Source organism: Thalassotalea fonticola (assembly GCF_032911225.1).
Lineage (GTDB): Bacteria > Pseudomonadota > Gammaproteobacteria > Enterobacterales > Alteromonadaceae > Thalassotalea_A > Thalassotalea_A fonticola.
The window spans coordinates 143,934-168,548 of the sequence record NZ_CP136600.1 but is presented as its reverse complement, the minus strand read 5'-3'; the positions used below and the strand labels follow the sequence as shown (position 1 = coordinate 168,548).

General features: G+C 40.6%; 14 protein-coding genes and 1 tRNA gene. 7 read left to right on the top strand and 8 right to left on the bottom strand.

Annotation, left to right across the window (positions count from 1 at the left end; genetic code table 11):
* Window positions 1–31 precede the first annotated feature (31 nt).
* Window positions 32–2,497: a hypothetical protein gene (locus tag RI844_RS00740; protein WP_348396574.1), complete on the top strand. Its 2,466-nt coding sequence runs from the start codon at window positions 32–34 to the stop codon at window positions 2,495–2,497.
* Here RI844_RS00740 and RI844_RS00735 read toward each other — a convergent pair.
* The 5 genes from RI844_RS00735 to RI844_RS00715 form a co-directional block, all read right to left on the bottom strand.
* On the bottom strand, window positions 2,494–3,570 hold the full coding sequence (locus RI844_RS00735; protein WP_348396573.1) for a lipocalin-like domain-containing protein: 1,077 nt from the start codon (window positions 3,568–3,570) through the stop codon (window positions 2,494–2,496). The two genes, RI844_RS00740 and RI844_RS00735, sit on opposite strands and share 4 nt — an antisense overlap.
* The gene (locus tag RI844_RS00730; protein ID WP_348396572.1) at window positions 3,567–6,029 is read right to left on the bottom strand and encodes an ABC transporter permease; all 2,463 of its coding nucleotides are present in this window, start codon (window positions 6,027–6,029) and stop codon (window positions 3,567–3,569) included. The genes RI844_RS00735 and RI844_RS00730 overlap by 4 nt, the downstream gene beginning before the upstream one ends.
* Complete coding sequence (locus RI844_RS00725; RefSeq protein ID WP_348396571.1) at window positions 6,029–6,709, bottom strand: ABC transporter ATP-binding protein; 681 nt, start codon at window positions 6,707–6,709, stop codon at window positions 6,029–6,031. The genes RI844_RS00730 and RI844_RS00725 overlap by 1 nt, the downstream gene beginning before the upstream one ends.
* Before the next feature lie 284 nt (window positions 6,710–6,993).
* Window positions 6,994–7,626 carry a protocatechuate 3,4-dioxygenase gene (locus tag RI844_RS00720; RefSeq protein ID WP_348396570.1) on the bottom strand — a complete coding sequence of 211 codons (633 nt, stop codon included), beginning with the start codon at window positions 7,624–7,626 and terminating at the stop codon, window positions 6,994–6,996.
* A 139-nt stretch (window positions 7,627–7,765) separates the two neighbouring features.
* Entirely contained in the window at window positions 7,766–8,155 is a 390-nt protein-coding gene (locus RI844_RS00715) for a Spy/CpxP family protein refolding chaperone (RefSeq protein WP_348396569.1), read from the bottom strand.
* Window positions 8,156–8,934: 779 nt separating this feature from the next.
* Here RI844_RS00715 and RI844_RS00710 point away from each other — a divergent pair.
* Together RI844_RS00710 and RI844_RS00705 are read left to right on the top strand one after the other, a co-directional pair.
* Window positions 8,935–10,353, top strand: coding sequence for an MATE family efflux transporter (locus tag RI844_RS00710; RefSeq protein ID WP_348396568.1), 1,419 nt, complete (start codon window positions 8,935–8,937; stop codon window positions 10,351–10,353).
* 26 nt (window positions 10,354–10,379) lie between these two features.
* The gene (locus RI844_RS00705) at window positions 10,380–11,141 is read left to right on the top strand and encodes a class I SAM-dependent methyltransferase (RefSeq protein WP_348396567.1); all 762 of its coding nucleotides are present in this window, start codon (window positions 10,380–10,382) and stop codon (window positions 11,139–11,141) included.
* 489 nt (window positions 11,142–11,630) lie between these two features.
* Here the strand turns inward: RI844_RS00705 and RI844_RS00700 are convergent.
* Both RI844_RS00700 and nadA read right to left on the bottom strand, forming a co-directional pair.
* A tRNA-Ser gene (locus RI844_RS00700) sits at window positions 11,631–11,720 on the bottom strand.
* 178 nt (window positions 11,721–11,898) lie between these two features.
* Window positions 11,899–12,957, bottom strand: a complete 1,059-nt coding sequence (gene nadA, locus RI844_RS00695) for a quinolinate synthase NadA (RefSeq protein WP_348396566.1) — start codon at window positions 12,955–12,957, stop codon at window positions 11,899–11,901.
* A gap of 249 nt (window positions 12,958–13,206) precedes the next feature.
* Here nadA and RI844_RS00690 point away from each other — a divergent pair, with 249 nt between their 5' ends.
* Window positions 13,207–16,188, top strand: coding sequence for a TonB-dependent receptor domain-containing protein (locus tag RI844_RS00690; RefSeq protein WP_348396565.1), 2,982 nt, complete (start codon window positions 13,207–13,209; stop codon window positions 16,186–16,188).
* Between the two features lie 86 nt (window positions 16,189–16,274).
* Here the strand turns inward: RI844_RS00690 and RI844_RS00685 are convergent, their stop codons facing one another.
* Window positions 16,275–18,749: a S9 family peptidase gene (locus tag RI844_RS00685; RefSeq protein ID WP_348396564.1), complete on the bottom strand. Its 2,475-nt coding sequence runs from the start codon at window positions 18,747–18,749 to the stop codon at window positions 16,275–16,277.
* A gap of 222 nt (window positions 18,750–18,971) precedes the next feature.
* Between RI844_RS00685 and RI844_RS00680 the strand changes: the two genes are divergently transcribed.
* The 3 genes from RI844_RS00680 to RI844_RS00670 all read left to right on the top strand — a co-directional run bounded on the left by RI844_RS00680 (window position 18,972) and on the right by RI844_RS00670 (window position 24,595).
* Entirely contained in the window at window positions 18,972–21,230 is a 2,259-nt protein-coding gene (locus RI844_RS00680; RefSeq protein WP_348396563.1) for a YgiQ family radical SAM protein, read from the top strand.
* 158 nt (window positions 21,231–21,388) lie between these two features.
* Window positions 21,389–22,981: an ABC-F family ATPase gene (locus RI844_RS00675; RefSeq protein WP_348396562.1), complete on the top strand. Its 1,593-nt coding sequence runs from the start codon at window positions 21,389–21,391 to the stop codon at window positions 22,979–22,981.
* A 462-nt stretch (window positions 22,982–23,443) separates the two neighbouring features.
* Window positions 23,444–24,595 carry a patatin-like phospholipase family protein gene (locus tag RI844_RS00670; RefSeq protein ID WP_348396561.1) on the top strand — a complete coding sequence of 384 codons (1,152 nt, stop codon included), beginning with the start codon at window positions 23,444–23,446 and terminating at the stop codon, window positions 24,593–24,595.
* The last annotated feature ends 20 nt before the right edge of the window (window positions 24,596–24,615 follow it).

Below are 24,615 nucleotides of genomic sequence, written 5' to 3'. Positions count from 1 at the left end.
CAAGCAAGCTATTAGTAATATCTACAATTTAATGAACACATTGAGTGAAACAGGTGGTAATAACGTTAATAGGCACACCGAATACACAACCATCATCGCGTTAGGCTTGGTCAGCGCAGCCCTATTGAATTTTGAAATACTGTTAAGCCGCCATATAGCTATTGCACATTGGCATCATCTAATTGCCGTGATTATCGGCATCGCCCTGCTTGGCTTTGGTATTGCCGGTAGTTTGGCCGCCGTATTTGCCAAAATTATTAGTTATCATTACTTACGAATAAAATTGTTCACTACCCTGGCTATTGTGGCTAGTTTTCCGGTAAGTCAAATGTTGGCCAGTTTTGTGCCACTAAATATGCTTGCATTACCCTGGTATCCAACTCAGTATTTGTATTTGTTGCTTTATGCCTGCTCGTGGCTGCCGCCTTTTTTGCTGACCTCCTTTTATATCGCCATCACGTTTATGCGCTGGCCAGGATCAATAGCCAAACTCTATGGCGCAGATCTTTTTGGTGCGGCACTGGGGGCTATATTAGCGCTGGTAATACTGGAGTTTGATTATTTTTCTTTTGCTTTATTGCTCAGCCCGTTATTGGTTATTCTGGCATTATTGCTAACTACCAGCAGCAACAGGGCTAAAGTAGTGCTGGCATTGCCCATAGTGCTGCTATTACTGTTCCCACAGAAACAATTGCAATGGGGCACTCAGGCTAATTCATTTAAGGAATTCAGTGTTCGTCAAAATGAGGCAGATGCCAGGCTGCTATGGCAGCAAGATTCGGCTCATTCAAGACTATCGCTATTAACCACATCTGCGCAACATGCATCTCCAGGGCTGAGCATAAACTCGACGCTAACAACTTTGCCACAATGGCAGTTATTTGTTGATGGTGATAATGCGACAGCATTATTGCTGGATGCTGAAAGGGAAACAAGCCGAGAACTATTTATGCAATCTGCCTACGCAGCCCCTTATCAACTCCTCAACACAACGCCGGCGGTATTATTACTGGGAACAAATGCCAGTTGGAATAGCTGGACCGCCTATTGGCACGAAGCGAAATCTATCACTTTACTCGATCGCAATAAAAACATTTCAACATTACTCGATGCTTTAAAGGCAATGAACATAACTGGAGCCGACAGAAAAACGCCTGAAATACTTCCCCAACAGGTTAAGATAAAAACAGTTGCTCCCCGTCGCTATATTGCCGCAACCAATAAAAAATTTGATCTGATTGTCGCCTCTGTGGGCAGCAACCGAGTAGGGACTGCCGCAACAAAAACTAATTTTATCATGACCCGACAAGGTTTAAGGTCCATGTTTGAACAACTAAGCGAGCATGGCATTTTGACCATCAGCAATTTCATGGCCCCCGTGCCCAAAGACAATTTGCGGGTCATCAATACGCTCATTGAGCTACTCACAGAAAAACAACTTTCTGTCAGGAGTAACCTGGTGGTTATTCGTGATTGGCGCACCATAGTGCTGATGATCAGTCCCCGTCCGTTCAACACAGCGCAGATTGAAAAAATTGTAAGTTGGAGCCAGCGCTGGCGATTTGATCTGGTCACCTTACCTGGACTAAAGAGAAATCAAAGCAACCTTTATCATATCAACTCTCGCACATCGTATTTTGACAGCATCATAGCGCTTATGGGTGAAGATAGAGACAAATTCATCGAAGAATATCTATTTGATATTACTCCAACCAATGATGATAAACCTTACCTGTATCATAGCTTTCGCTGGCAAAAAATTGACCAGTTAAAGCAAACGCTAAACCAAGATTGGCCACGATTGGTTGGCTGGGGTTTTTTATTAAGCCTAGCTTCATTGTTACTGCTATCAGTAGTGGCATTGTTTTTTATCATACTACCACTGTGTTTTCAGCGTCAAAAAGCAAGGCGAGCAATGTCGAGCGTAACGCCACTTGTATATTTCAGTAGTCTGGGCATAGGCTTTATGGCTATTGAAATTGCCCTGTTGCAACAAGTTACTTTGCTGCTTAATTCTCCAACCAGTGCATTCGCTATTGTGTTGAGTGCAATGTTGCTTGGTAGTGGCCTAGGTAGCTTGACGCTCGGCTCAAAAGCATTTTCGGCGAAAAGCCTATTAGTGGTTATCTTTGCCTACGCAATATGTCTATTTGGGTCATTTGCAATGATTGATAGTTTCTTTCAAGCGACACTAAACTGGTCACCTTTAAGCCATATTGTTGTAGTTTCAGTGCTGATTTGTTGTTTGGCCTTTCCCTTGGGGCTGTTTCTGCCCTATGGTCTTAACCGACTTGCCGGTCAGCATCCTTCACAGGTGGCATGGTGCTGGGGAATTAACGGGTTTGCCTCAGTTATGGGCGTACTGCTAGCCCCCATTGTTGCTATGGCTCTTGGTATTAGCGGTTTGCTGAGTCTGGCTATATGCTGTTACCTTATCGCTGGACTAGTCAATATGAGTAGCAAGGAACCTATGTGGCACAGTCATAATTTTGATTAACGATAGCCCGTCATTTCAACAAAACCTTCACCCTGATGGCTGCCGGTAAAGGTAGCCATCCCTTCAAAGTACTCGATACCAAACTGGTTAATTTGTTTTTTATTAACTATTTTGATCTCAATATCAACATCATCAGCTGCGATTATCAACTTGAAAGTACTCGGATAAGTATCATCTGCATTGGTTATGCTGATCAGTTTAATGTCATCACCACTCAGAATTCGACTACGGCCGTTACGATACATCAGGTTACCATAAATATAATCCTCTCTATGCGAGCGAATACGATACGCCATCAGCGCTGTATTTGGATCGAGGCGCAGTGAAAACCAGTCCCATCCTTGTTGATCTGGTGCTAAAAACTGGCTACCCCATTCCCGATCGAACCAAGCATCACCTGAAACACTTTGCCATTTTCCCTGCCAGAAAACTCGACCGCTAACATCGATAAAGGGTTGTGAGTAATAATGGGAAGCGATATTACGGCTTGCATGTTTACGGTTAAACCCTTGTTGCCCTTGCAGGAAGAAGGGCAACTTTGGCGTTATGCTTGGCAGCTTTAACATAGAGCTTGTTAATGAAAGTTCGGCCTGCCAGTTAACTTCAGGAGACTGAACATCGCCAAACTTCAACGTTGCCGGTAGTAAACCAGATAATGAGCGCCATGCCCAATCATCAATTTGAGCACTAAATGGATTAACGGTGAAAGTAACATTACCAAACTCTTCACGGCCACTTCGAAAAGCGTTCATATGCTGTTTTGTATCGGCCATTGCGCCATGGGCGAAATACCAATGACGCTTTGCTACAGAGGTCCGAAATAGTGTCCATTGCGCCGCCAAACGCTGACCATCCTCAGTTTGCAAATTTGCAGTTAAATACCACCACTCATGACGATAGTTTTTTTGTGGGCTATGAGCATCAGGAAAAAGAAGCAAATTTTCAGGTTTTGGCCGTTCATAACGATCATCTTGTTCTGCCAAACGAGTGAGAACATGACGGTTAGACATTGTTGATTGCTCACAAGCAGTTAAGTAAATTAACGAGAATAAAATTACTAATAGTCGTTTCATCTCTGTACGCTTTCTCTAAGTTGATAAAGTGGAATAACTAACGCGGGTAATAAACATAGCAAAGCAATCAAACTGCCATTCACAAAAGGGCTAGCCGCAACCACTAAGGGCATTGACCAACCAAAAGAGACCGGTAAAACTTTACCAACCAACACCTTGGCTAACACAATTGCCATTGGCCAACTAAGTAAAATGCAACCAATAACCAGTAGCAACCATTGGCCAAGCATATGGATAAACAATTCGACTCTGCTGTAACCTAGGCTGGCAAGCATGAACAAATCACCCTTTCGGGCTAATTCAACCGTTTTAGCCGATAAGAATAAACCAAAGCAAGCTATAGTGAGCAACACAAATGCTATCGCCTTGGTCAATACAAAGGTTTGACTAAAGATAGTCATGGCCATAGATTTGATCTCTGCGGGTTCAATTAATTGACTTTCATCCAAAGCTAATTCGTTGCTCAACTTTTGTTTTGATTCAGCAGTATAATGATAGAAAAACACGCCAAAGCTTTTCGCAATTAGTCCGGATAAGTTTTCTTGTGCTAATTGTAGTGGTAGGGTAATTTCAAAAGCTGGATTTCCATAATCAAAATATATTGCTCTGATCTGGCAGTTTAGGTGCCTGGCACCTTGGTCAATGACAAGTATGTCACCGATCTCAAGTTGGTGTGCTAGTGCCAGTTGTTCGTTGATCAAACACACATTATCTTCATCAGTAAAAGCTGTTGAAGGATTTATTTTACTGGCAAATTTACTCCTTGGCATATCGGTAGTTTTCATCACGACAGAGGCAAGCTGCAGCGGCGATTGATAGGTAGTAATTGCCACGCTATCGTTTCCAACATTAACGATGCCATGTTGGTATAATAAGTACTCTTTTATTTGCGGTTGTTGTTTTAACCACATCTCTATGCGTTGTTGTTCTCCTCGATTAAAACGGATATAAAGGTCTTCATTTAGCTGTTTATCTAGGTATTTAATAAATGCTATTTCGAAGCTGTTCACCATCAATGCAGCAGCGATACTTGCTGTTAATGCCAAATAAAAGGCCGCCAGCGGTAAAAAGCGACGAGCAATTTGTTTTCCAGTGTCTTGCAGGACATAACTAAGGCGATAATTCAGGTCGATTTTCACTTTATATAACAACAGCAATAAATGAATCAACACCTTAAGCATCAAAGGCAATAAAGCGACTGTGGCGATTAATAATATGCCAAATTTCATCATGATCTGTTGCCAATTATTTTCTGGCCAAAAGGCAAATGCCAACAGCAATACCCCCCCAGTAATGCCAATAGCCGAATAAGAGAAACTAAGGCGATTTGATTTACTCAAAAAGGCAATATCGCGACGATTCATCAATATAATTTGTTTAAGCAGCGACATCAGTACAGCAAAAGATGAAATCAATAAAGACCAGCCAACGTATTGCCAATGCCAGTCAAAATGACCACTGACTTTAAGCTGATATAGCTGATTCAGCGTTAAACCAAGCACCGGCAAGAGTACGCTGACTATGGTTATGGCGATTATGGTGCCCAAGATACTGGCTAAGAGAATTAACAGCAAAGCTTCAAGCAACATTGCCTGTCTAACGGCGGATAAACCAATACCAAACAACCGCAGTTGCGCGCTTAGCCAGCTACGATTTTGCCACGCTTGCTCTGCTGCCTGAAAAGCAATGAAAAGACTAACTACAAAGCTTAACATTGCCAACGCGCTAAGGTTCAGGTGCAAGGCTTCGGCAAAGCCTTCACGCTGTTGCAATGACCAACTTGGTTGTAAAATCAAATGTTCAGGCAGACTACTTTCAAGCTTTGCCCTTCTCTTCTCGGTTAATTGGCTAACTAGCAGATAACTAAAGCCTTTGATCTCGGGGAAAAGTTGCCACGCAAGGGCGATATCAACCAGCGCCGTCATGCCCCAATCGGCAACGTCAATTTGTCGTATGGGTAACGATTGTTTATTGGCTAAATTAAGTTTCGCCAGATACGACTCATGGTTAAACTTCAGACCAAGCCTACTGGCATATGCTTTCGGTATTAACACATTGGTACTGTCAAACCTTTCAGGGTTTCTTAGACTTAACGCTAATAAATCCATTGCTTTGAACGTAAGCCATTTACCATCGCCAAATTTTTTACGAAAAGAAATGATCGGGCTAACTTCGCTAAATCCTTGTCGTCTTAGCTGGACAAAATCTTGTTTGCTAACCGCCCTGCCTTCAATCGGCATTATATGAAAAGCCACGGGGCTTCCTAAACGACTATCCGCTTGCTGATATTGCTGTTTACTAGCATGATTTAATAACAGCACCGCGAGCAAGGTACTGGTCGCAATAGCAAGACTGATGATAAATCCGAGATTAAGCAGCGGCTTTTGCCAATATTCAGCTAACAGGGTTTTAATGACTAAGCCAAGTTCACTATTTTTGATGGGTAAAATACTAGTCATTAACCTGCCGACAAGTGAACAAGCAGCTCGAGTTTACCGTCACTAAGGCGGTACACTTTGTCCATTTTCCGCGCAACATGCTCGCTATGAGTAACCATCAACAAAGCAGTATGCTGAGACTTTACCAATTTGATTAATTGCGCAATCACAAGATCACTATTTCGTTCATCGAGATCGCCAGTGGGCTCATCAGCTAATAGTAATTGCGGTTGAGCAGTTAATGCACGGGCAATAGCAACTCGTTGCATTTCCCCACCAGATAAGGTGTTAGGATATTTATCGAGTAAATGGTAAATACCTAATTCTCTGATCAGCCTTTTGCTTAAGCTTGGTTCCAACCTATTTGCTAAGCGAGCTGAAAACTCGACATTATCGCTAACTTTCAAACTGGAGAGTAAATTAAATTGCTGAAAAATAATGCCAAGTTGTTGTTTACGCAATTTACTTAATTCTCTTTCATTCGCTTGGTGCAGTTCAAGTTCTGCTACTTTTATTTCGCCCTGTTGAATTGGCTCAAGTCCGGCGATTAAATTAAGCAACGTCGTTTTACCGCAGCCACTATCTCCCATTAGCGCGATGCATTCATTCTGCTCAAGTTGCATGGACAAATTTGACAGCACCCGGCGTTTATTTGTGCCATCACTCACCCAATGAGTTAGATCACTAATAGTTACCAGCAAAGCCGTTCCTTTTAAACATTGAAACTATCAGTATAGCTGAAAAGCTACGACTAACGCTGCCGGCCGATAAGCATAACAATTGCGAATGTAGAGCTGCTTTAGAACAATAGAATTAGCAGAATATCGATTCAACTGTGGTATCCGCAGTAGAATTGAATTTGCTAATAAGCTGAGACCTTAGCCTTTTATTTTATTGGAAATAAAGATTGATACTAAAACATAAACCCTAGCTGTAAACATTTTCATCAGCTATTAATACTAAATACGTATACTAGAAAATAACTTTATACTTTTTCCAAAACGATATTAAATGATCCTTGGCCTTCTTTAAAATCAACAACAATAGAGGCTCGGTGTTTTTCGGGAGTTTCTAGATAGAGCTTGTCAATTTCATTGAGAGGTTCATTGGCAAAATACATTTGTGTTGTAAGTTCTCTTAACCCCCTTCGAGCAATTTTAAAATGAATATGTGGTGGTCTCACCCAATCCCCCATTGCTGGGTATTTACCTGGTTTAATTGTTTTTACACTATACGTTCCATTCGAGTCGGTTTTTAATTGAGCCCAATACTGAAAATTGGCATCAATCGGTGACGACTTGGGTGCGTCATCATGTAAGTATCTGCCATTTTTATCCGCTTGCCAAATGTCAATTAGAGCACCGCCAACTGGTGAACCGTCAGTATCAATGACTCGTCCATGTATAGTTATTACTTCTCCATTGGCATGCCCGTTATTGCCATCAACTTGATTCATATTTGCATTTTTATCAGCTTGTTTATGCTTTGGGTAGTAAGGTCCCTCTTGTTGTTTAGCTGTAGGATTAATTTCTTTAGCAATTAGGGATGTGGAAAACAATGATGCCAAAGCTGCTGATGCGCTTAAGAAATATCGGCGTGAAATATTGTGCTTAGCCATTTTGGACCTCAATAAATAAAGCAAAACCTAAGTTTAGTAGATGAAAATAAATGAGGCGAATTTGACATAAAATTCCCAGTTAAATGGAAAAGACTTTCTCCTTTCATTGATAATTTTCACTCCAAGGGCTGATTATTTATTACTTAACAGCCGATCGCTTTAATACGTTCTTGTCGTATGGAACTTTTTGTGCATCAGAAAGAATCGCACGCATTTCGATCAGGTGTTCGTATCTCAAGCGCATGATCTGTGTTTTTGCCGCCATGAGTTCATCAATCTTGACATGAACTTTTTCAAGTTTAGCATCATCAAGGATGGTCATTTCATTGAGTTCTTTAAGTGCCTGCACTTCTTGTGCTTTAAAGGGGGCCTGATCTATATGCAGTTTGTGATGCATTTTATCAATTGCGGCTTTTTGGGATACATCAGGATCCGGAATTTGATCGGCTAAAAGAGACGTACTGATAAGGCTGAACATAATGACGAGTGGAAATAACCTGGATACAGGCCTGTTTTTGTATAAACTCATGAGTTTCTCCCTTTGAATTTATATACATATTAGACCACATTTTACATATTATCTTTACGTTCAACCCATCTTAAACTTTCTGCAAACTCTTAAACACTGATTTTAGACGTTCTGCACCTTTGGTAGAATGGCCATCAGAGAAGTCAGTGTTAAACGCACAATAGTCTTTATAAAGAGCACATAACTCAAACAAAAAAAGTATGGCTCTATTTAAGTTTAAATGACTATTCTTGGCACAAACTGCCTGTCACACTATAAAAATTCGGTTCCAATTTATCGCTGCTTATTGGCATTTTAAATGCCTTAATATGGAGCCTTATATGTTATCTAACTAAGTATCAATTCAGCATACTCATCAGTCAATTACATTTGTTAGTAGTCACTATTTTTGTACCATTGAAAACCTATAAATTAACCCAATATTAATTGAATAACGGATCAAAACCCTTCTCTAAAAAACAGCATTGTTATCACAACCCTTTTCGTTATATTACTATGGTAGTTGAAGTTGTGTGAAACGATATTTGGCTGGGACTTCCATCAATTGGGCATCTCCCCCCTAGCTACACCAGGAATTATCGACATTGTTTTCGGACCACTCGTTCACGGCTCTTAGGGACATAAAATGTTACATTCTGTTTTGAAATAAATAATGTTTATGGGCGCTCTATTAATAATATGTCAAAAGTAGTGGCCAATAAATATAGATGGAAAAACCTGAAAATTTTTGTTTTATCAATAATAAGCTTGGACATTTGATATGGAAAACAAGCTTACCAATGTTTGGAGCGATCTTAGCGTTATTGTTGTATGACCTTTTAGAATCGAGCTTACTCGCTCTTAGTGGGGTTAATACGCTTGCGGCCATTGGTTTTACCTTACCCTTGACCACCGCTATGACAGCAATGGCCATTGGGCTTAGTATTAGAAGCAACAATAAAATAGTTAAATCAGACTGTCTGGATAAATCAAATCTTGCTAGTGTCATTTCGACTTCACTATTAATGTCAGTGTTAATAGTCAGTTTTTTTGCATTATGCGCTTACGCTAGCAATCAACAATTATTATCTTTGTTGGGTAATGAACATTGGGCAGAAATAAGCTTAACCAATGAAAAAGTAAGTCTCGTTAATCAACAAAAGAATTATATGGCAGCTCGATATATTAGCTGGGTATTTTTAGCATTAATTTGGCAAGTAAACGCCATATTCAGGGCCTTAGGTCATGGGGTGTTAGCAAGTAATTTAATGTTTAGCTGGTTGACCGTTAAAAGTATATTAGCTTTGTTATTACTATTACCATCAAGTGACTTTTTCTTTAGTGCTTTGTCAGGGTTAGCCTATGTGCATGTTGTTAGCGATCTTCTGTTGGCATTAATATCTCTTGTCATTTTAATTAAGAAATTGAAATTATCCTTTCCAAGCTTGCCAGAATTAAAATTTCAGTTAACTTCGCCAAAAAAAGATGCGGTAATTGTTATATTGCAACAATTAATTACGCCGATTAGTATGGCGTTGTTGACAATTATTGCCGCTAACATTGATTATTCCTACGTTGCCGCTTTCGCCTTTATTTTGAGAATGGAGTCACTATTCCTATTAATTCCCATGGTATTAACAACTTCAATGCCAGCAATTATCGGTAGTAATTTTTGGGTAGGTAATAAGCAGCGAGTTCAACATGCATATTTTATCACTTTTTCGACTATTATTCTGATCCAGTTAATTATCGCGGTGGTACTATTTTTCTATAGTCCATTGCTGTCAACAATGTTGTGTTCACAAGACACTGTAGCAAATTACATCAGTCGATATTTCATCTGGGTATCTTGGGGCTACCTTTCAATGGGCTGTATCATGGTGTATCAGTCTTGTCTAAATGCAAAAGGGAAAACCACACAGGCCTTGATTTTAGGTATATTTCACAGAATAGTATTCTTGTTGTTATTTTCCTATATAGGATCGATATACGCCTTACAGGAGGACTATTATCAAGGAATGCAGTTTGGGCATGTGATCAATGCAGCCATTACCATCAATGATCATTTTTACCAAGGCATTTTGAGTGGACATATTGCCAGTGGCGTATTGCTCTTGATGTTCCTATCTAGAAATAAAACCTTAAATCCATCAGCTTCTAACCGCCCAAATACTCTAACTCAAGTAGATATTCTAAATTTTAAAAGCAAACCAACCTAATAATGAACTTCAACAAGAGAGAAAAAATGATGACTAAAAAAACACTATCCACATCTATAGTAACACTAGGATTAGTAAGTCTATTAGCTACTTCGTTCGTACAAGCTAATACTTTAAGCGATAAGCAGTTTATGTCGGCAATGCAATCAAGCGATCGCGCTGAAGCTGATAAAGCGAGAGATGAAAATAGAAAACCCGATAAAGTTATGAACTTTTTTGGAATAGAGCCAGGAATGACAGTATTGGAAATATTGGCAAGCGGCGGCTATTACACCGAAGTATTGTCTCACCGAGTAGGAGATACGGGCAAGGTATACGCACAAAATAATAAGTTCATATTAGAAGTAATGAACGGACGTTTTGCTAAAGAGTTTGCTGCCCGTACGGCTAATAATCGTTTAAATAACGTTATACATTACCAAAATGAATTCAATGAAATTGGCCTTAAAAAGCAAATTGATGTTGTTACTATTGTATTAAACTATCACGATTTTTATTCCAATATATCAAAAGAAAAACGCATAAATATATTAAAAGACTTAAAAGCGACATTGAAACCCGGCGGTGTTTTAGGAGTAATTGATATGGAATCGGGAACGAGTATACATAATAAAGATCTACATCGTATTCATCATCAAATTGTACGCGATGAATTTAATGAAGCAGGATTTGTATTAGAAGCAGAGGCTGATTTTCTTAAAAATGCTAATGACGATTACAGTAAAATGGTATTTGAATCATCGGTAAGAGGGAAAACAGACCGTTTTGTTTTCCGGTTTAAAGGCTAAAAGGTAATTTTTATACTCCCCATCCCTAATGATGTGGGGATTAACTATGCGGTATTTTAAGAAAAACGGCGTATTTCAAAGCAGGTATTGAAATACAAATCTATTTACTTGATTAAATTACCTGAGGGCAAAAAACGTTACTTTCCTAACGGTTTTGGAATATGGCGGTAAAAAACACGGATGTTGCAAATGCCGACATCACAGGGATGTGAAAAAAAACGGTAAACAACACGGATGTTGCGAATGCCGACATCACCGGGATGATAAAAACATGGATTATGATATGTAGAAAATACATCCATATATTTCCCCCTTCGGGCACGCCAGCGCGTGAAAATTTGTTCCAGACAAATTTTTCGAATTCATACGTTCTCATCTCATACTCACCCCATAAAAAAACGCCTTACTCTGCGAGTAAAGCGTTTTCTTATATATGGCGGTTTATGACACGGATGTCATGTATATCCGTCATGGCATGGATGCCAAAAATGGCGGTGAGTATGAGATTCGAACTCATGTTAGGGATAAACCTAAACTCGCTTTCCAAGCGAGCGCCTTCAGCCGCTCAGCCAACTCACCTAAATTTTGTTGCTAGTTGCTAGTTGCTAGTTGCTAGTTGCTAGTTGCTAGTTGCTAGTTGCTAGTTGCTAGTTGCTAGTTGCTAAGCAGCGCGTATGTTAGGGAATTATCCGCACATACGCAAGTACAATTAGTTGTTTGTTTTACTATTTGTACTTTTTATCAGCAATATGAATATTTATGTATTATTTGTTTGGGCAAGTTTTAAACTAGCCGAGAAATCTAGCATACGGCCAAGTGATTTTAATGCACCTTCTCGCAAGTCGTTATCAACAAAGATTTCTCTACCTTCACCATCAATTAATGAGTCATGAATTGCTTTTAAACCGTTCATTGCCATCCAAGGACAGTGTGCACAGCTTCTACAAGTTGCGCCTTCGCCAGCAGTTGGCGCTTCAAAAAACTCTTTATCAGGGCAAAGTTGTTGCATCTTGTAAAAGATACCGCGATCTGTTGCGACAATAAACTTTTGATTTGGCATATCTTGCGCCGCTTTAATCAGCTGGCTCGTTGAGCCTACAGCATCAGCAAGTGCTACTACATCTAGTGGTGATTCAGGGTGAACTAATACCGCAGCGTCTGGGTGTAATGCTTTCATGTCGTTAAGCGCTTTGGTTTTAAACTCATCATGAACAATACAGGCGCCGTCCCACATGATCATATCGGCATCGGTTTGCTTTTCGATGTAAGCACCCAGATGCTTGTCTGGACCCCATAAGATCGTTTCGCCCTGCTCATCAAGGTGCTCTACAATTTCTAGGGCGCAAGATGATGTTACTATCCAATCAGCTCGGGCCTTAACCGCTGTTGAGGTATTAGCGTAAACGACTACGGTGCGCTCAGGGTGTTGATCGCAAAACTTATTGAACTCTTCAATCGGGCAACCTAAATCTAAAGAACATGTTGCTTCTAAGGTTGGCATTAATACGGTTTTATGTGGTGTTAACACTTTTGCCGTTTCGCCCATAAACTTAACGCCCGCAACAATTAATGTAGTCGCAGGGTGCTCTTTACCAAATCGAGCCATTTCTAGAGAGTCAGCTACGCAACCACCCGTTTCTTCAGCCAATGCTTGAATTTCAGGATCGGTATAATAATGAGCAACAAGCACGGCATTTTTGTCGATAAGTAACTGTTTGATTTTACCTTTGTAATCGATCTTTTCAGCATCGTTTAACGGAGCAGGCTTTGCAGGAAAAGTGTAATCAAAATCAACGGCTAGTGTAGTTTCTAACATTTATCTAGAACTCGGATTGGGTAATTAATCAATATTTCGTGCATTATAAAAGATCATGGCTTAAATGTGTAGTTTGTCTTTATACAAAGCGACATAAATAATGATCACTCTGCGGTAGCTAAAATGAGCTTAAGTAAATCTGTCGTTGTACGCAATAACTACTCCAAGCTTGATTTTATTGATTATTAGTCTAATTTTATTGATGAATATCGATGTAAAACATAACGATAAGCAACACAGGGAAATATTATGTCAACTAAAATTACGTTAACAACGTCGTTTCGACTTACTCTGATGGTTTATGTTGTACCATTTTTTTCATTGTTTCACCCCGCGGTTCACTCGGCAGAAGAGCAACCTGCCGCAGACGAAGATCAAGAGATTGAGCGCATTGCCGTAACCGGTAGCCGTATCCGTCGACCAGGGGCCATATCTACCAGCCCAATCTTATCAATGGATGCGGAAGAAATAGCTTACTTACAAGAACCTGAGGTTGAGAAGATACTGCGCTATTTGCCAAGTACAGCACCTGGCGATGGCTCAAATGTCAATAACGGCTCTGCCGGTGCTGCAACAGTTGATTTACGCGGCTTAGGGCCAGAAAGGACTTTAGTATTAATGGATGGCCGCCGCATGGTGCCATTTAACTATGATGGTCAGGTAGATACCGCAACCGTACCTACTGCTCTAATTGATCGCATCGATGTGGTTACCGGTGGTGCTTCTGCCGTATATGGCTCTGACGCCATAGCAGGTGCGGTGAACTTTATTATGAAGGAAGATTTTCAGGGCGTGGCGCTGGAATATACTCACTCGCAAACTGGTGACAGTGATGGTGACAAAGACAACCTGTCGTTAACCTTAGGTTCAAGCCTAGATGACGATCGCGGCAATGTGGCGGTGTCGTTAAGCTGGATGGAAAGAAAACCGATACTTTTGGGAGACCGAGCACTGGGCCAGCTAGGCATAGAGACGGAATCTGGGGCGAATTACGAACAATTTTTAGCGGGCGAACCACCGGTACTTCCGGTCGAAGGTTGTCGTGGCCCTAATGTTGTCGAATCTGGTGGTTCAACCACATCTATGCCTACTCGTTTTGCCATTGTGGGTGGTGGTGCTGCTGCTGCCGGACAGTTCAGAGAAGACAGAACTTTAGGCACTGAGTGTAGTCAGTTTAATTTTAACCCGTTTAATTATTATCAGACTCCACAAGAGCGTTATAGTGCTACCGCGCTTGCCCATTACTATATTAATGACGAGACAAAGGTATACACTTCAGCAACATTTACCAATGTCACCGTAGATCAACAGGTTGCGCCTTCAGGAACATTTGGACAAGCATTTGATCTGCCATTGGCTAATCCATTTATTGGCGACCAAGCACAGCAGTTTATGATTGACGCCGGTAACAATGCCTTAGCCAATGACTTGCTAACCACCGAAGGAGCGGGAGCGAACTGGCAAGATATTAATGGCAATGGTGTCGTGGATAGTGAAGATTACCTGCTAGTGCAATTGCGCAGACGTACGCTAGAGTTGGGAGCTCGAACCGAGCGCTTCGACAATGATCAGTTCCAGTTGGTAGTTGGCGTTGAAGGAGTATTATACGAAGATTGGGAATATGATGTTTCATTTATGTATGGTGAAGCGAACCGGGTAACCATTCGCGACGGCTATACCAATTTAACCAATATTCAAAATGCTCTCGACAGTACCGATGGGGAAACTTGTGCCAATGGCGATGCGACCTGTGTACCAATCGACCTGTTTGGCGGTTTTGGTACCATCACCCCTGAAATGGCTGGCTATGCCAGGGCTGTAGCACTACAAACTCAAAAATATGATCAAGAAGTCATTCAGATGATTATTAATGGTCCGGTTGATTTTATTGAAATCCCATGGGCAGACGAACCACTGTCATTGAGTATTGGTTATGAGCATCGCCAGGAAACGGGCTCGCTAACTCCAGATGAATGTCTGAAGTTAGCGCCTTCGAGTTGTCAAGGCGGCGCCGGTGGTAACTTGCAGCCGATCAGCGGCGGCTATAAAGCCGATGAGTACTTTTTCGAAGGGATCCTGCCGGTATTTAACGGTCAATTTTTGGCCGAATCTCTTGACGTCGAGTTTGGTTATCGGGCAGCGGATTATGATTCTGTCGGCTCGGTAGATACCTGGAAGTTCGGTGTAACCTGGCGCCCAATCGAGGATATATTGATTCGGGTAATGCAACAATCTGCAACCCGTGCACCAAACGTCGGCGAGATTGCATCCCCGGTGGTTACCGGCCTGGATAATGCTGCATTGGATCCCTGCTCGGTTGCCAATGCCGCAAATATCGATCAACGATTACGCGACCTTTGTATTTCTACCGGTATGACGGATGCGCAAGTAGGTCAAGTGCAAGATTTTATCTCCGGACAGGCAAATACTATTGAAGGCAGTGATCCGGATAACCTGCCAGGCGCAGAAGAGGCCGACACCTTTACTTTTGGCGTGGTCTGGACCTCAGATTGGGTTAAAGATTGGTCTATCTCGGTCGATTACTATGATATCGATATTGAAGATGTCATTGGCGAATTCACTTTACAACAAATACTCGATTCTTGTTACGATGGTGGTGTTGCCAGTGAGTGTGCAAAAATCAACCGCATCGGCGGCGACTTGACAGTCTCAGGCTCTGGTATCGATCAGTTTACCACTAATTTAAATTATCAACGGGTAGAAGGCGTTGAAATTGGTGTGAATTTTGGCGTTGGTTTAAACGATTGGGGCGAACTCCAATTTTCTGCTATCGTCAACAAGTACCTGACCCAGGAATCGAAAGCCTCAGATTTAGCTCCGGTAATTGATTGTTTGGGCACCTTTGGTACCCAATGTGATCCGGCGCCGGAATTAAACTGGACCCAGCGCACCACCTGGATTTGGAATGACCTGACGGTGTCGGCGTTATGGCGTCATCTTGACAGTGTTGATATCGACGCCACCGTATATGATGACACATTTTCTGCGTTTAGAACCATGGACAGTGTCGATTATATCGACCTAGTTGCCAGCTATTACTGGGGAGATAATCTTAAATTTACGTTAGGCGTAGACAACGTATTTGAAGAAGATCCTCCAGTTGTCGGTGGCGAGGCCGGTGATACTACTTTTAACAATGGTAACACTTTCCCTAGTACCTATGATGTCTTGGGACGAATTTATAAATTCGGAGTTAAGTTGGAATTTTAACTACTTATAAAAAATCAGGACTTCGCGTCCTGATTTTTTATCACTCTGATGCAGACCGTTAGGAACACATCATCATAAACTACTGATTATAAATTGTTCTCAAACAACTTATAAATACGTCTATATTCATCTAACCAACTGCTTGGTTGGACAAAGCCGTGCGGTTCAACTGGGTAAATAGCGGTTTCAAAGTTTTGTTTTTCAAGTTCAATTAAACGCTGTACTAAACGAACGGTGTCTTGGAAAAACACATTGTCATCAACCATTGGCGCATTAATTAACAACGGTTTTTCTAAGCCTTCGGCAAAATAAATTGGCGAGCTACGCTCGAAAGCTATTTTATCATCTTCAGGCGTATTTAAAATGTTTGACGTATAACCGTGATTATATGATGTCCAATCAGATACCAAGCGTAATGCCGAACCCGCCTGGAATACTTCAGGTTCTGTGAACATACTCATTAACGTTAAAAAACCACCGTAAGAGCCGCCGTAAACACCAACTCTTTCTTTATCGATGTTGGCATTTTCAACTAACCAATTAACGCCATCAAGCATATCTTCTACTTCAGGTTTCCCCATATGACGATAAATAGCTGTACGCCAGTCGCGGCCGTAACCTTTCGATGCACGGTAATCCATATCGATAACGGTATAGCCTTGCTGCACCAACATCGAGTGGAACATAAATTCTCGGAAATATCCCGACCAACCTAAATGAGAATTTTGTAAGTAACCTGCGCCATGTACAAACATTACTGCTTTACCTTGTACGGTTGCACTTGCTCCATCTGTTGGCGTTGGTTGATAAACTCGAGAGAATACACCTTGCTTGGTATTTGAAGAAGGCACTTCTACAATTGTTGGCGCTGTCCACGGCATGTTTAAGAATTCTTCAGTTACCGTATGAGTTAAACGCTTAGCAGTTGCGCCAGCAGTTACATCTTGTACATAAAGCTCTGGAGGCATTGTTGTCGTTGAATGCTCAATCAATAACTTTGTTTCATCTGGCGATAAGGAATAACTATTGTTGCCACCTAATTCTGTAATAGCGGTAATTTTTGCACTATCAACGGTTACGTTATAAATTTCATAAATACCTGGGTGAGTTTTATTTGCTTGAAAATAAAAGCTGTCTTCATCTGCTGTTTTAGTTAAGTCACGAACTTCATAGTTGCCAGATGTTAATGCTTTCGCTTTGCCATCTACAGGTTTTATATAAAGATGACCAAAACCAGACTCTTCTGATTGGTAGTAAAGCGTTTCACTTTCATCAAACCAGCCATAATCGTTAAATTCCCAATTTATCCAGGCATCATCATGTAAACGGTGTTGGCTAACAAATTTCTTGTTGTCAAAGTCGATTGTGGCAATCCAACGGTCTTTGTTATCCCAAGCTTCCATCATGATGGCCACTTGGTTTGAGCTTTTATGCCATTGAATGCTGTTGTTCATTAGGTGAATATTACGAGGAGACTTCTCAGATATGTATTCTTTACCTTCGCGTTTGTAGTTTTCAGCTTTAACAGATGCTAATACATCGTCATCATAGCCAGGTAGAGCATCATACCCTAACAAGTATTGCGCATCATTTACTAAATCTAGTAAATACACATCTTCTTGATATTTACGGTTATCAGATACACGGCGGCGAACTTTTTGTGGATCAATAGTTGCTTCATCAGTGATGTAATTTGGCATGATATCGCCAGCATTACTCCACGACTCAGATTTAGCCACACTGACAACCATCATTTCACCATTTGGTGAGAGTTGCGCTTGCACTACTTTTTTCCCAGCGCCGAAATAAAATACCGACGTGGTAATGGTGTCATTTTCGCTACGTAGTTTACTTTTTTCATCCGCTTTTAAGCCCTTATTGCGTTTTTGCAACGCAACATAGTTTATAAGCTTTTCTTGCTCTTTAGCGATATAAGTTTGTTCATCTTTTTTACTGTCTGGAGTGTTAATCATTTGCAAGTTCGCTAGTTCACGAATCTGATTATTTTTAACATCATGCGCATAAAAAACATTGCCGACACGATAGCTAACACGGTCATCGGCTAAAAACATAGCCTGACTTTCAACCGCTGAAGTATACGTCAGTTGGTAAACGGTTTGCGTAGCAATGTCTTTTAAAAATACATTGCCCTTAAAGGTATATAATTCTTGCTTACCATCATTGCTAACAATCGCGCCATCGTCGGCGGCAATGTGCATATTGCTATAGGCAACTTTATTGCCATTACCTTCAACAGTTAAAGACTTTTTGAACAAATCTTTTATTGGGTTACCTAAGCGTTTTTGTTTGTAGAATACCGTTTGGTTGTCATCCCCCCAATACCAAGATGATGGTGAACGTGCGAACCAATCAGGATCAGACATTACTTTTTCAAGAGTAATTTGTAGGTCTTGATCTGCAGTTTGTACCGCTTCACCTTTAACCGGAGCAGTCATTGCAGTATTTATAGTGGTGCTACCAGCGTCTTCTGGTGCACTGTCGTTTGCCGCACAAGCCGTTAAAAATACGCTAATTGAAGCAACAAGTAATGGATATTTCATAGTTTAAAATTCATTTAAATTTTTTTGTGCTGCCATTAAAGCAAAAAACAAGAGTACAAATCAATCACCCTAACAGACAAAAATTTACATTTTATGTAATGCTTTGTAACGCCTGTACAATTTTTAACCACACAATCAATATGAAGTCTGCTATAATCCGCCCGATTATTTTCCGGTTGCAATCAAAACCATCGTAAACGCTTTTAAAGGTCACGCTATTACATGATCCCATTACCAAAAACAGAGTTATTTGAATACCCTAAATACTGGGCTGAATGCTACGGCTCAACGCCATTTTTTCCTATGTCTAGAAAAGAAATGGATGACTTGGGGTGGGATAGCTGTGACATTATTTTGGTAACCGGCGATGCCTATGTTGATCATCCTTCTTTTGGTATGGCTATTATTGGCCGGATGCTGGAAGCACAGGGGTTTCGTGTTGGCATGATCTCTCAGCCTGATTGGCATTCAAAAGATGCGTTCATGACGTTAGGTAAACCAAACTTATTCTTTGGTGTTACTGGCGGTAATATGGACTCAATGATCAACCGCTATACCGCTGAGCGTCGTATGCGCCATGATGATGCCTATACTCCAAACAATGAAGGTGGTAAGCGCCCTGACAGAGCGGTAATGGTATATACCCAGCGCTGCAAGGAAGCCTATAAAGGTGTTCCGGTAGTTATTGGTGGTATTGAAGCCAGCTTACGCCGCATTGCTCATTATGATTATTGGTCAGATAAAGTACGCCGTAGTGTTATATTTGATGCTAAAGCCGATATTCTTATTTACGGAAATGCAGAACGTCCACTGGTGGAAGTTGCCCACCGTATATCGCGCGGTGAAAATGTAAGTACCATTACTGACGTTCGCGGTACTGCTTTTATTCGTAAAACACCACTTGAAGAATGGCGCGGCATTGACTCCCGTGACATTGATCGACCAGGTAAAATTGATCCTATTATCAGCCCATATCAAGATATGACGCCAAGTAATTGTGATAAAAATGAAGGCACGAGCAATGCGAGTGGCGCTTCAGTTGTTGACGTGACGAAAGATGCAGTACCAATTCAAATTAGTGACTATCAAAACAAAACCTGGGATAAAAAATATAAGCCGTGGGAAAAAACCTACGTTAAATTGCCTAGTTATGAGCAAGTAGTGAACAACAAAATGTTGTATGCCCATGCGTCACGTATTTTTCATCAAGAAGTAAATCCGGCCAGCGCACGTGCCTTAGTACAAAGTCATGGCGATAGAATTATTTGGTTAAATCCTCCTGCATTGCCGTTAAATGAACAAGAAATGGATGGCGTATTTGCCCTACCGTATGCGCGTATCCCACACCCAAGTTATGGTGATGCCAAAATTCCTGCTTACGATATGATCAAAACATCGATTAACATTATGAGAGGATGTTTTGGCGGGTGTTCATTCTGTTCAATTACCGAACATGAAGGCCGCATTATTCAATCGCGTTCACAAGAGTCAATTATCAACGAAATAAAAGATATTCAAGACAAAGTACCGGGTTTTACCGGTGTTATCTCTGATTTAGGAGGCCCTACGGCCAACATGTATCAATTGCGTTGTAAAAGCCCGAAAGCAGAAGCAACTTGTCGCCGCCCTTCTTGTGTGTGGCCTGATATTTGTGGTCATATGGATACAGATCAAACACCAACTGTTGAACTGTATCGTAAAGCTCGCAAAGTACCGGGTATTAAGAAAGTTCTTATTGCCTCAGGTGTTCGTTATGATTTAGCGATTCAAGACCCTGAATATGTTAAAGAGCTTGCTACGCATCATGTTGGTGGCTATTTAAAAATAGCTCCGGAGCACACCGAAGATGGACCATTAGCAAAAATGATGAAACCAGGCATGGGCTCATACGACAAATTTAAAGAAATGTTTGATCATTACTCTAAGCTTGCCGGTAAAAAGCAATATTTGATCCCGTACTTTATCTCGGCTCACCCTGGCACAACCAATAAAGATATGGTGAACTTGGCGCTTTGGCTAAAAAGTAATAACTTCAAGCTCGATCAAGTACAAAATTTTTATCCTTCTCCTTTGGCAAATGCTACGACTATTTATCATACCGAAGTGGATTCTTTGAATAAAATTCGTAAAGACAATGCGCCAGTACCCGTACCCAAAGGTACAATACAACGTCGCTTGCACAAAGCGATATTGCGTTATCACGATCCAGTCAACTGGCCAATTATTCGTGATGCTCTTACTAAAATGGGTTTAGCTAAAAAGTTAATTGGCAGCGGCCCAGAATGTTTAGTGCCAAGAGAAACTCGTGGTGAACAACAAAACAGTCAACGCCGAGGCAAAAACAATGCTGCAGGCAATAAGACGTCCCCTGGCCAACAGCGCAAGAAAGCTAATTCTTACGGCAAAAAACCAGCACAAAAAGGCCTAACTCGTTTTAGCAATGACCAGTTTAAAAAGCCGAAAAAGAAACCAACACGTTAAATTATTAACAATATTGGCCAAAATTGACGAGGGATTAATGATGATAATTAATCCCTTTTTTATTTTATATTCTTTAACAAATTAGCAATAAAATAAATTACCTCTAGCACGCTTTCTCGCGTATAATGCGCACAAAATTTATACCTTAGGAATAACCATTGATCTCAACAGCTAACATCACCATGCAATTTGGTGCTAAACCTTTATTTGAAAACATTTCAGTTAAATTTGGTGGTGGTAACCGCTTTGGTTTAATTGGTGCTAACGGTTGTGGTAAATCAACCTTCATGAAAATTTTAGGTGGTGATTTAGAGCAATCTGGCGGAACTGTTTCAGTCGACGTTAACCAACGTGTTGGTAAATTACGTCAAGATCAATTCGCCTATGAAGAATACTCGGTAGTAGATACGGTAATTATGGGCCACGCCGAGTTATGGGCAATTAAAGAAGAACGTGATCGTATTTATTCGTTAGCTGAGATGAGTGAAGAAGACGGTATGAAGGTAGCCGATCTTGAAACTGAATTTGCTGAAATGGACGGCTATACTGCAGAAAGCCGTGCCGGTGAATTGTTATTAGGCTTAGGTATTCCAGTTAGTCAGCACTTTGGCCCAATGAGCGATGTAGCCCCAGGTTGGAAGCTTCGTGTACTTCTTGCGCAAGCTTTGTTTTCAGATCCAGATATCTTACTTTTAGATGAGCCTACCAACAACTTGGATATACACACGATTCAATGGTTAGAAGACATTCTAAATGAACGTGAATCAACCATGATCATCATCTCGCATGATAGACACTTCTTAAACAGTGTATGTACCCATATGGCCGATCTAGATTTTGGCGAATTACGCATTTACCCAGGTAACTATGATCAATACATGCTGGCAGCAACACAAGCCCGCGCTACGTTAATGGCCGGCAACGAAAAGAAGAAAGCGCAAATTAGCGAGTTACAAGACTTTGTACGTCGTTTCTCTGCTAACGCTTCTAAAGCGAAACAAGCAACCTCTCGTGCCAAGCAATTAGATAAAATTAAACTTGATGAAGTTAAAGTATCAAGCCGAGTAACGCCGTTCATCCGTTTTGATCAAGAAAAGAAATTATTCCGTAACTCATTAGTAATAGAAAACATGAGCAAAAGCTTCGGTGATAATCACGTACTGAAAAACCTCAACTTGATGGCTGAAGTTGGTGAAAAAATTGCGGTTATTGGTGAAAACGGTATTGGTAAAACAACACTTTTACGTACCTTAATGGGTGAAGTTGAATATATGCCAGAAACGGGCTCAGCGAAATGGTCTGAAAATGCTCAAATTGCTTATTATGCGCAAGACCATGCCACTGACTTTGAAAACGACATGACCTTATTCGACTGGATGAGTCAATGGCGCAGCGAAGGTGATGATGAACAAGTGATCCGTGGCTACTTAGGTCGTTTATTGTTCTCTGCTGATGATATTTACAAATCAGTTAAAGTTTTGTCTGGTGGTGAGCAAGGTCGCATGTTGTTTGGTAAAATGATGATGCAAAAGCCAAACATTTTAGTGATGGATGAGCCAACCAACCACATGGATATGGAATCAATTGAAGCATTAAACATGGCTTTAGAAAAATACGAAGGTACGTTAGTATTTGTTTCTCATGACCGTGAGTTTGTTTCTACTCTTGCGACTCGCATTATCGAATTAACCAATGATGGTTACATCGATTTTTCTGGCTCGTATGAAGATTACTTAAAAACCCAAGGGTAAATATAATCGCCTTCTACGGATAGTGGTTACAGGCAGTAATAACTAAAACGCTGTGCTTCTTTAAGCACAGCGTTTTTAATTTAAGGGATGAAGGAATGCCACTGAACAGGGATATTTATAGAGTTGGCTCATTTTTAAACCCTTTGCAAGCTTCAATATTTTCATTTGTATTTTCCGTCTAATAACTTTACAAAGACAAATATTTAAATCATTATTAAATTGTTACGTAATACAAATTTGCATAAGTATATCGTCAACTCAGTGCTTATCAAACGCAATAGAACAATCTAAATTTGAAGCAGATAGTTATTATATCTTCTTTAAATTTTTGGCCGTTATCGTGGGTTTGATAATCCCCCAAGAGCGATGCTGAAATAGTTTTATGCTGCGTGACTCATTCTTTGTGCAGAATGGTATAAGCTCCAACATATCTCATATAAAGTCTAATAAGTTGTATTATTGATGAGCCCTAAAAAAAGTTACAAAGGATGTAAAACAGCTCTATTACTTACTGGTGGTGGCGCAAGTGCGGCGTATCAAGTTGGCGTATTAAAAGCCATTTCCAAGTTTATGCCGCGCAATCATGGTATTCCCTTTCCGATCATATCAGGCACATCAGCCGGAGCAATAAACGCAACGACTATAGCGTGTTATGCATCCTGTTATCATTTAGGCATTCGCCGCTTAGAGTATGTTTGGAATCACCTGCATACCAGCAGTATTTATCACTCGAAAGCGAGAAAAGTGTTTGGCCATATTCTCTATGGTTTATTAAGCTCTTATCGGGCAGGCTATGCGCCGAAAAAAGCGATGAGCTTGTTAAACAATGAGCCTTTGCGAGTATTGTTAAATCAAGTAGTCGATTTTAAACGAATCGATGGCAATATAAATAATGGTTATTTATCATCAATTGCAATTACGGCTTCAAGTTACACTAGTGGCGATTCAATTAGCTTTTATCAAGCCGATAAATCCATTACGCCTTGGCAGAGATCAAAACGTAGAGGTGTGCAGACAACCTTACATACCGACCATTTATTAGCATCTTCCTCTATCCCGTTAATATTTCCGTCAATAAAAATTAAAAAAGAGCATTTTGGTGACGGCTCAGTCAGCCAGTTATCACCATTAAGCACGCCAATTCATCTAGGCGCCGAAAAAATATTTATTATTGGTGTAGAGCAACCACAACAAACTATTCATCATGCGGTCGATTTTCATCGACCGCCAACTAATGCTGAGATTGCCGGTCATTTAATGGATACGGTATTTTCAGAGGCATTAAACAGTGATTTAGAACGTATGCATCGAGTTAATAAAACCGTAAGCCTCATTCCTGAAGCTAAGCGAAATTTCCAATCTGATTTAAAACAAGTAGAGAGTTTTTTGATCAATCCGAGCCAGAACTTTCATGTACTAGCTCATGAGCACTATGACGAATTAAAGTGGGCATTAAAGTTTATATTACGATTGATGGGCAGCGGCAAAGACTCTGATTCTTCACTGACCTCTTACATTATGTTTGAACAAAACTATTGCAAACGCCTTATCCAAGTTGGTTTTAATGATGCAATGGCGCAAGAAGCTCAGATCAGAGAGTTTTTAAATATTTAATACCATTCTTCATAAGGAAT

Excerpts from the sequence above, each read along its gene's own strand:
- RI844_RS00740 (WP_348396574.1), top strand. The coding sequence starts at position 32 with ATGAACACATTGAGTGAAACAGGTGGTAATAACGTTAATAGGCACACC.
- RI844_RS00735 (WP_348396573.1), bottom strand. The coding sequence starts at position 3,570 with ATGAAACGACTATTAGTAATTTTATTCTCGTTAATTTACTTAACTGCT.
- RI844_RS00680 (WP_348396563.1), top strand. The coding sequence starts at position 18,972 with ATGATCCCATTACCAAAAACAGAGTTATTTGAATACCCTAAATACTGG.
- RI844_RS00715 (WP_348396569.1), bottom strand. The coding sequence starts at position 8,155 with ATGAGTTTATACAAAAACAGGCCTGTATCCAGGTTATTTCCACTCGTC.
- RI844_RS00720 (WP_348396570.1), bottom strand. The coding sequence starts at position 7,626 with ATGGCTAAGCACAATATTTCACGCCGATATTTCTTAAGCGCATCAGCA.
- RI844_RS00705 (WP_348396567.1), top strand. The coding sequence starts at position 10,380 with ATGATGACTAAAAAAACACTATCCACATCTATAGTAACACTAGGATTA.
- RI844_RS00670 (WP_348396561.1), top strand. The coding sequence starts at position 23,444 with ATGAGCCCTAAAAAAAGTTACAAAGGATGTAAAACAGCTCTATTACTT.
- RI844_RS00730 (WP_348396572.1), bottom strand. The coding sequence starts at position 6,029 with ATGACTAGTATTTTACCCATCAAAAATAGTGAACTTGGCTTAGTCATT.
- RI844_RS00690 (WP_348396565.1), top strand. The coding sequence starts at position 13,207 with ATGTCAACTAAAATTACGTTAACAACGTCGTTTCGACTTACTCTGATG.
- RI844_RS00685 (WP_348396564.1), bottom strand. The coding sequence starts at position 18,749 with ATGAAATATCCATTACTTGTTGCTTCAATTAGCGTATTTTTAACGGCT.
- nadA (WP_348396566.1), bottom strand. The coding sequence starts at position 12,957 with ATGTTAGAAACTACACTAGCCGTTGATTTTGATTACACTTTTCCTGCA.
- RI844_RS00710 (WP_348396568.1), top strand. The coding sequence starts at position 8,935 with ATGTTTGGAGCGATCTTAGCGTTATTGTTGTATGACCTTTTAGAATCG.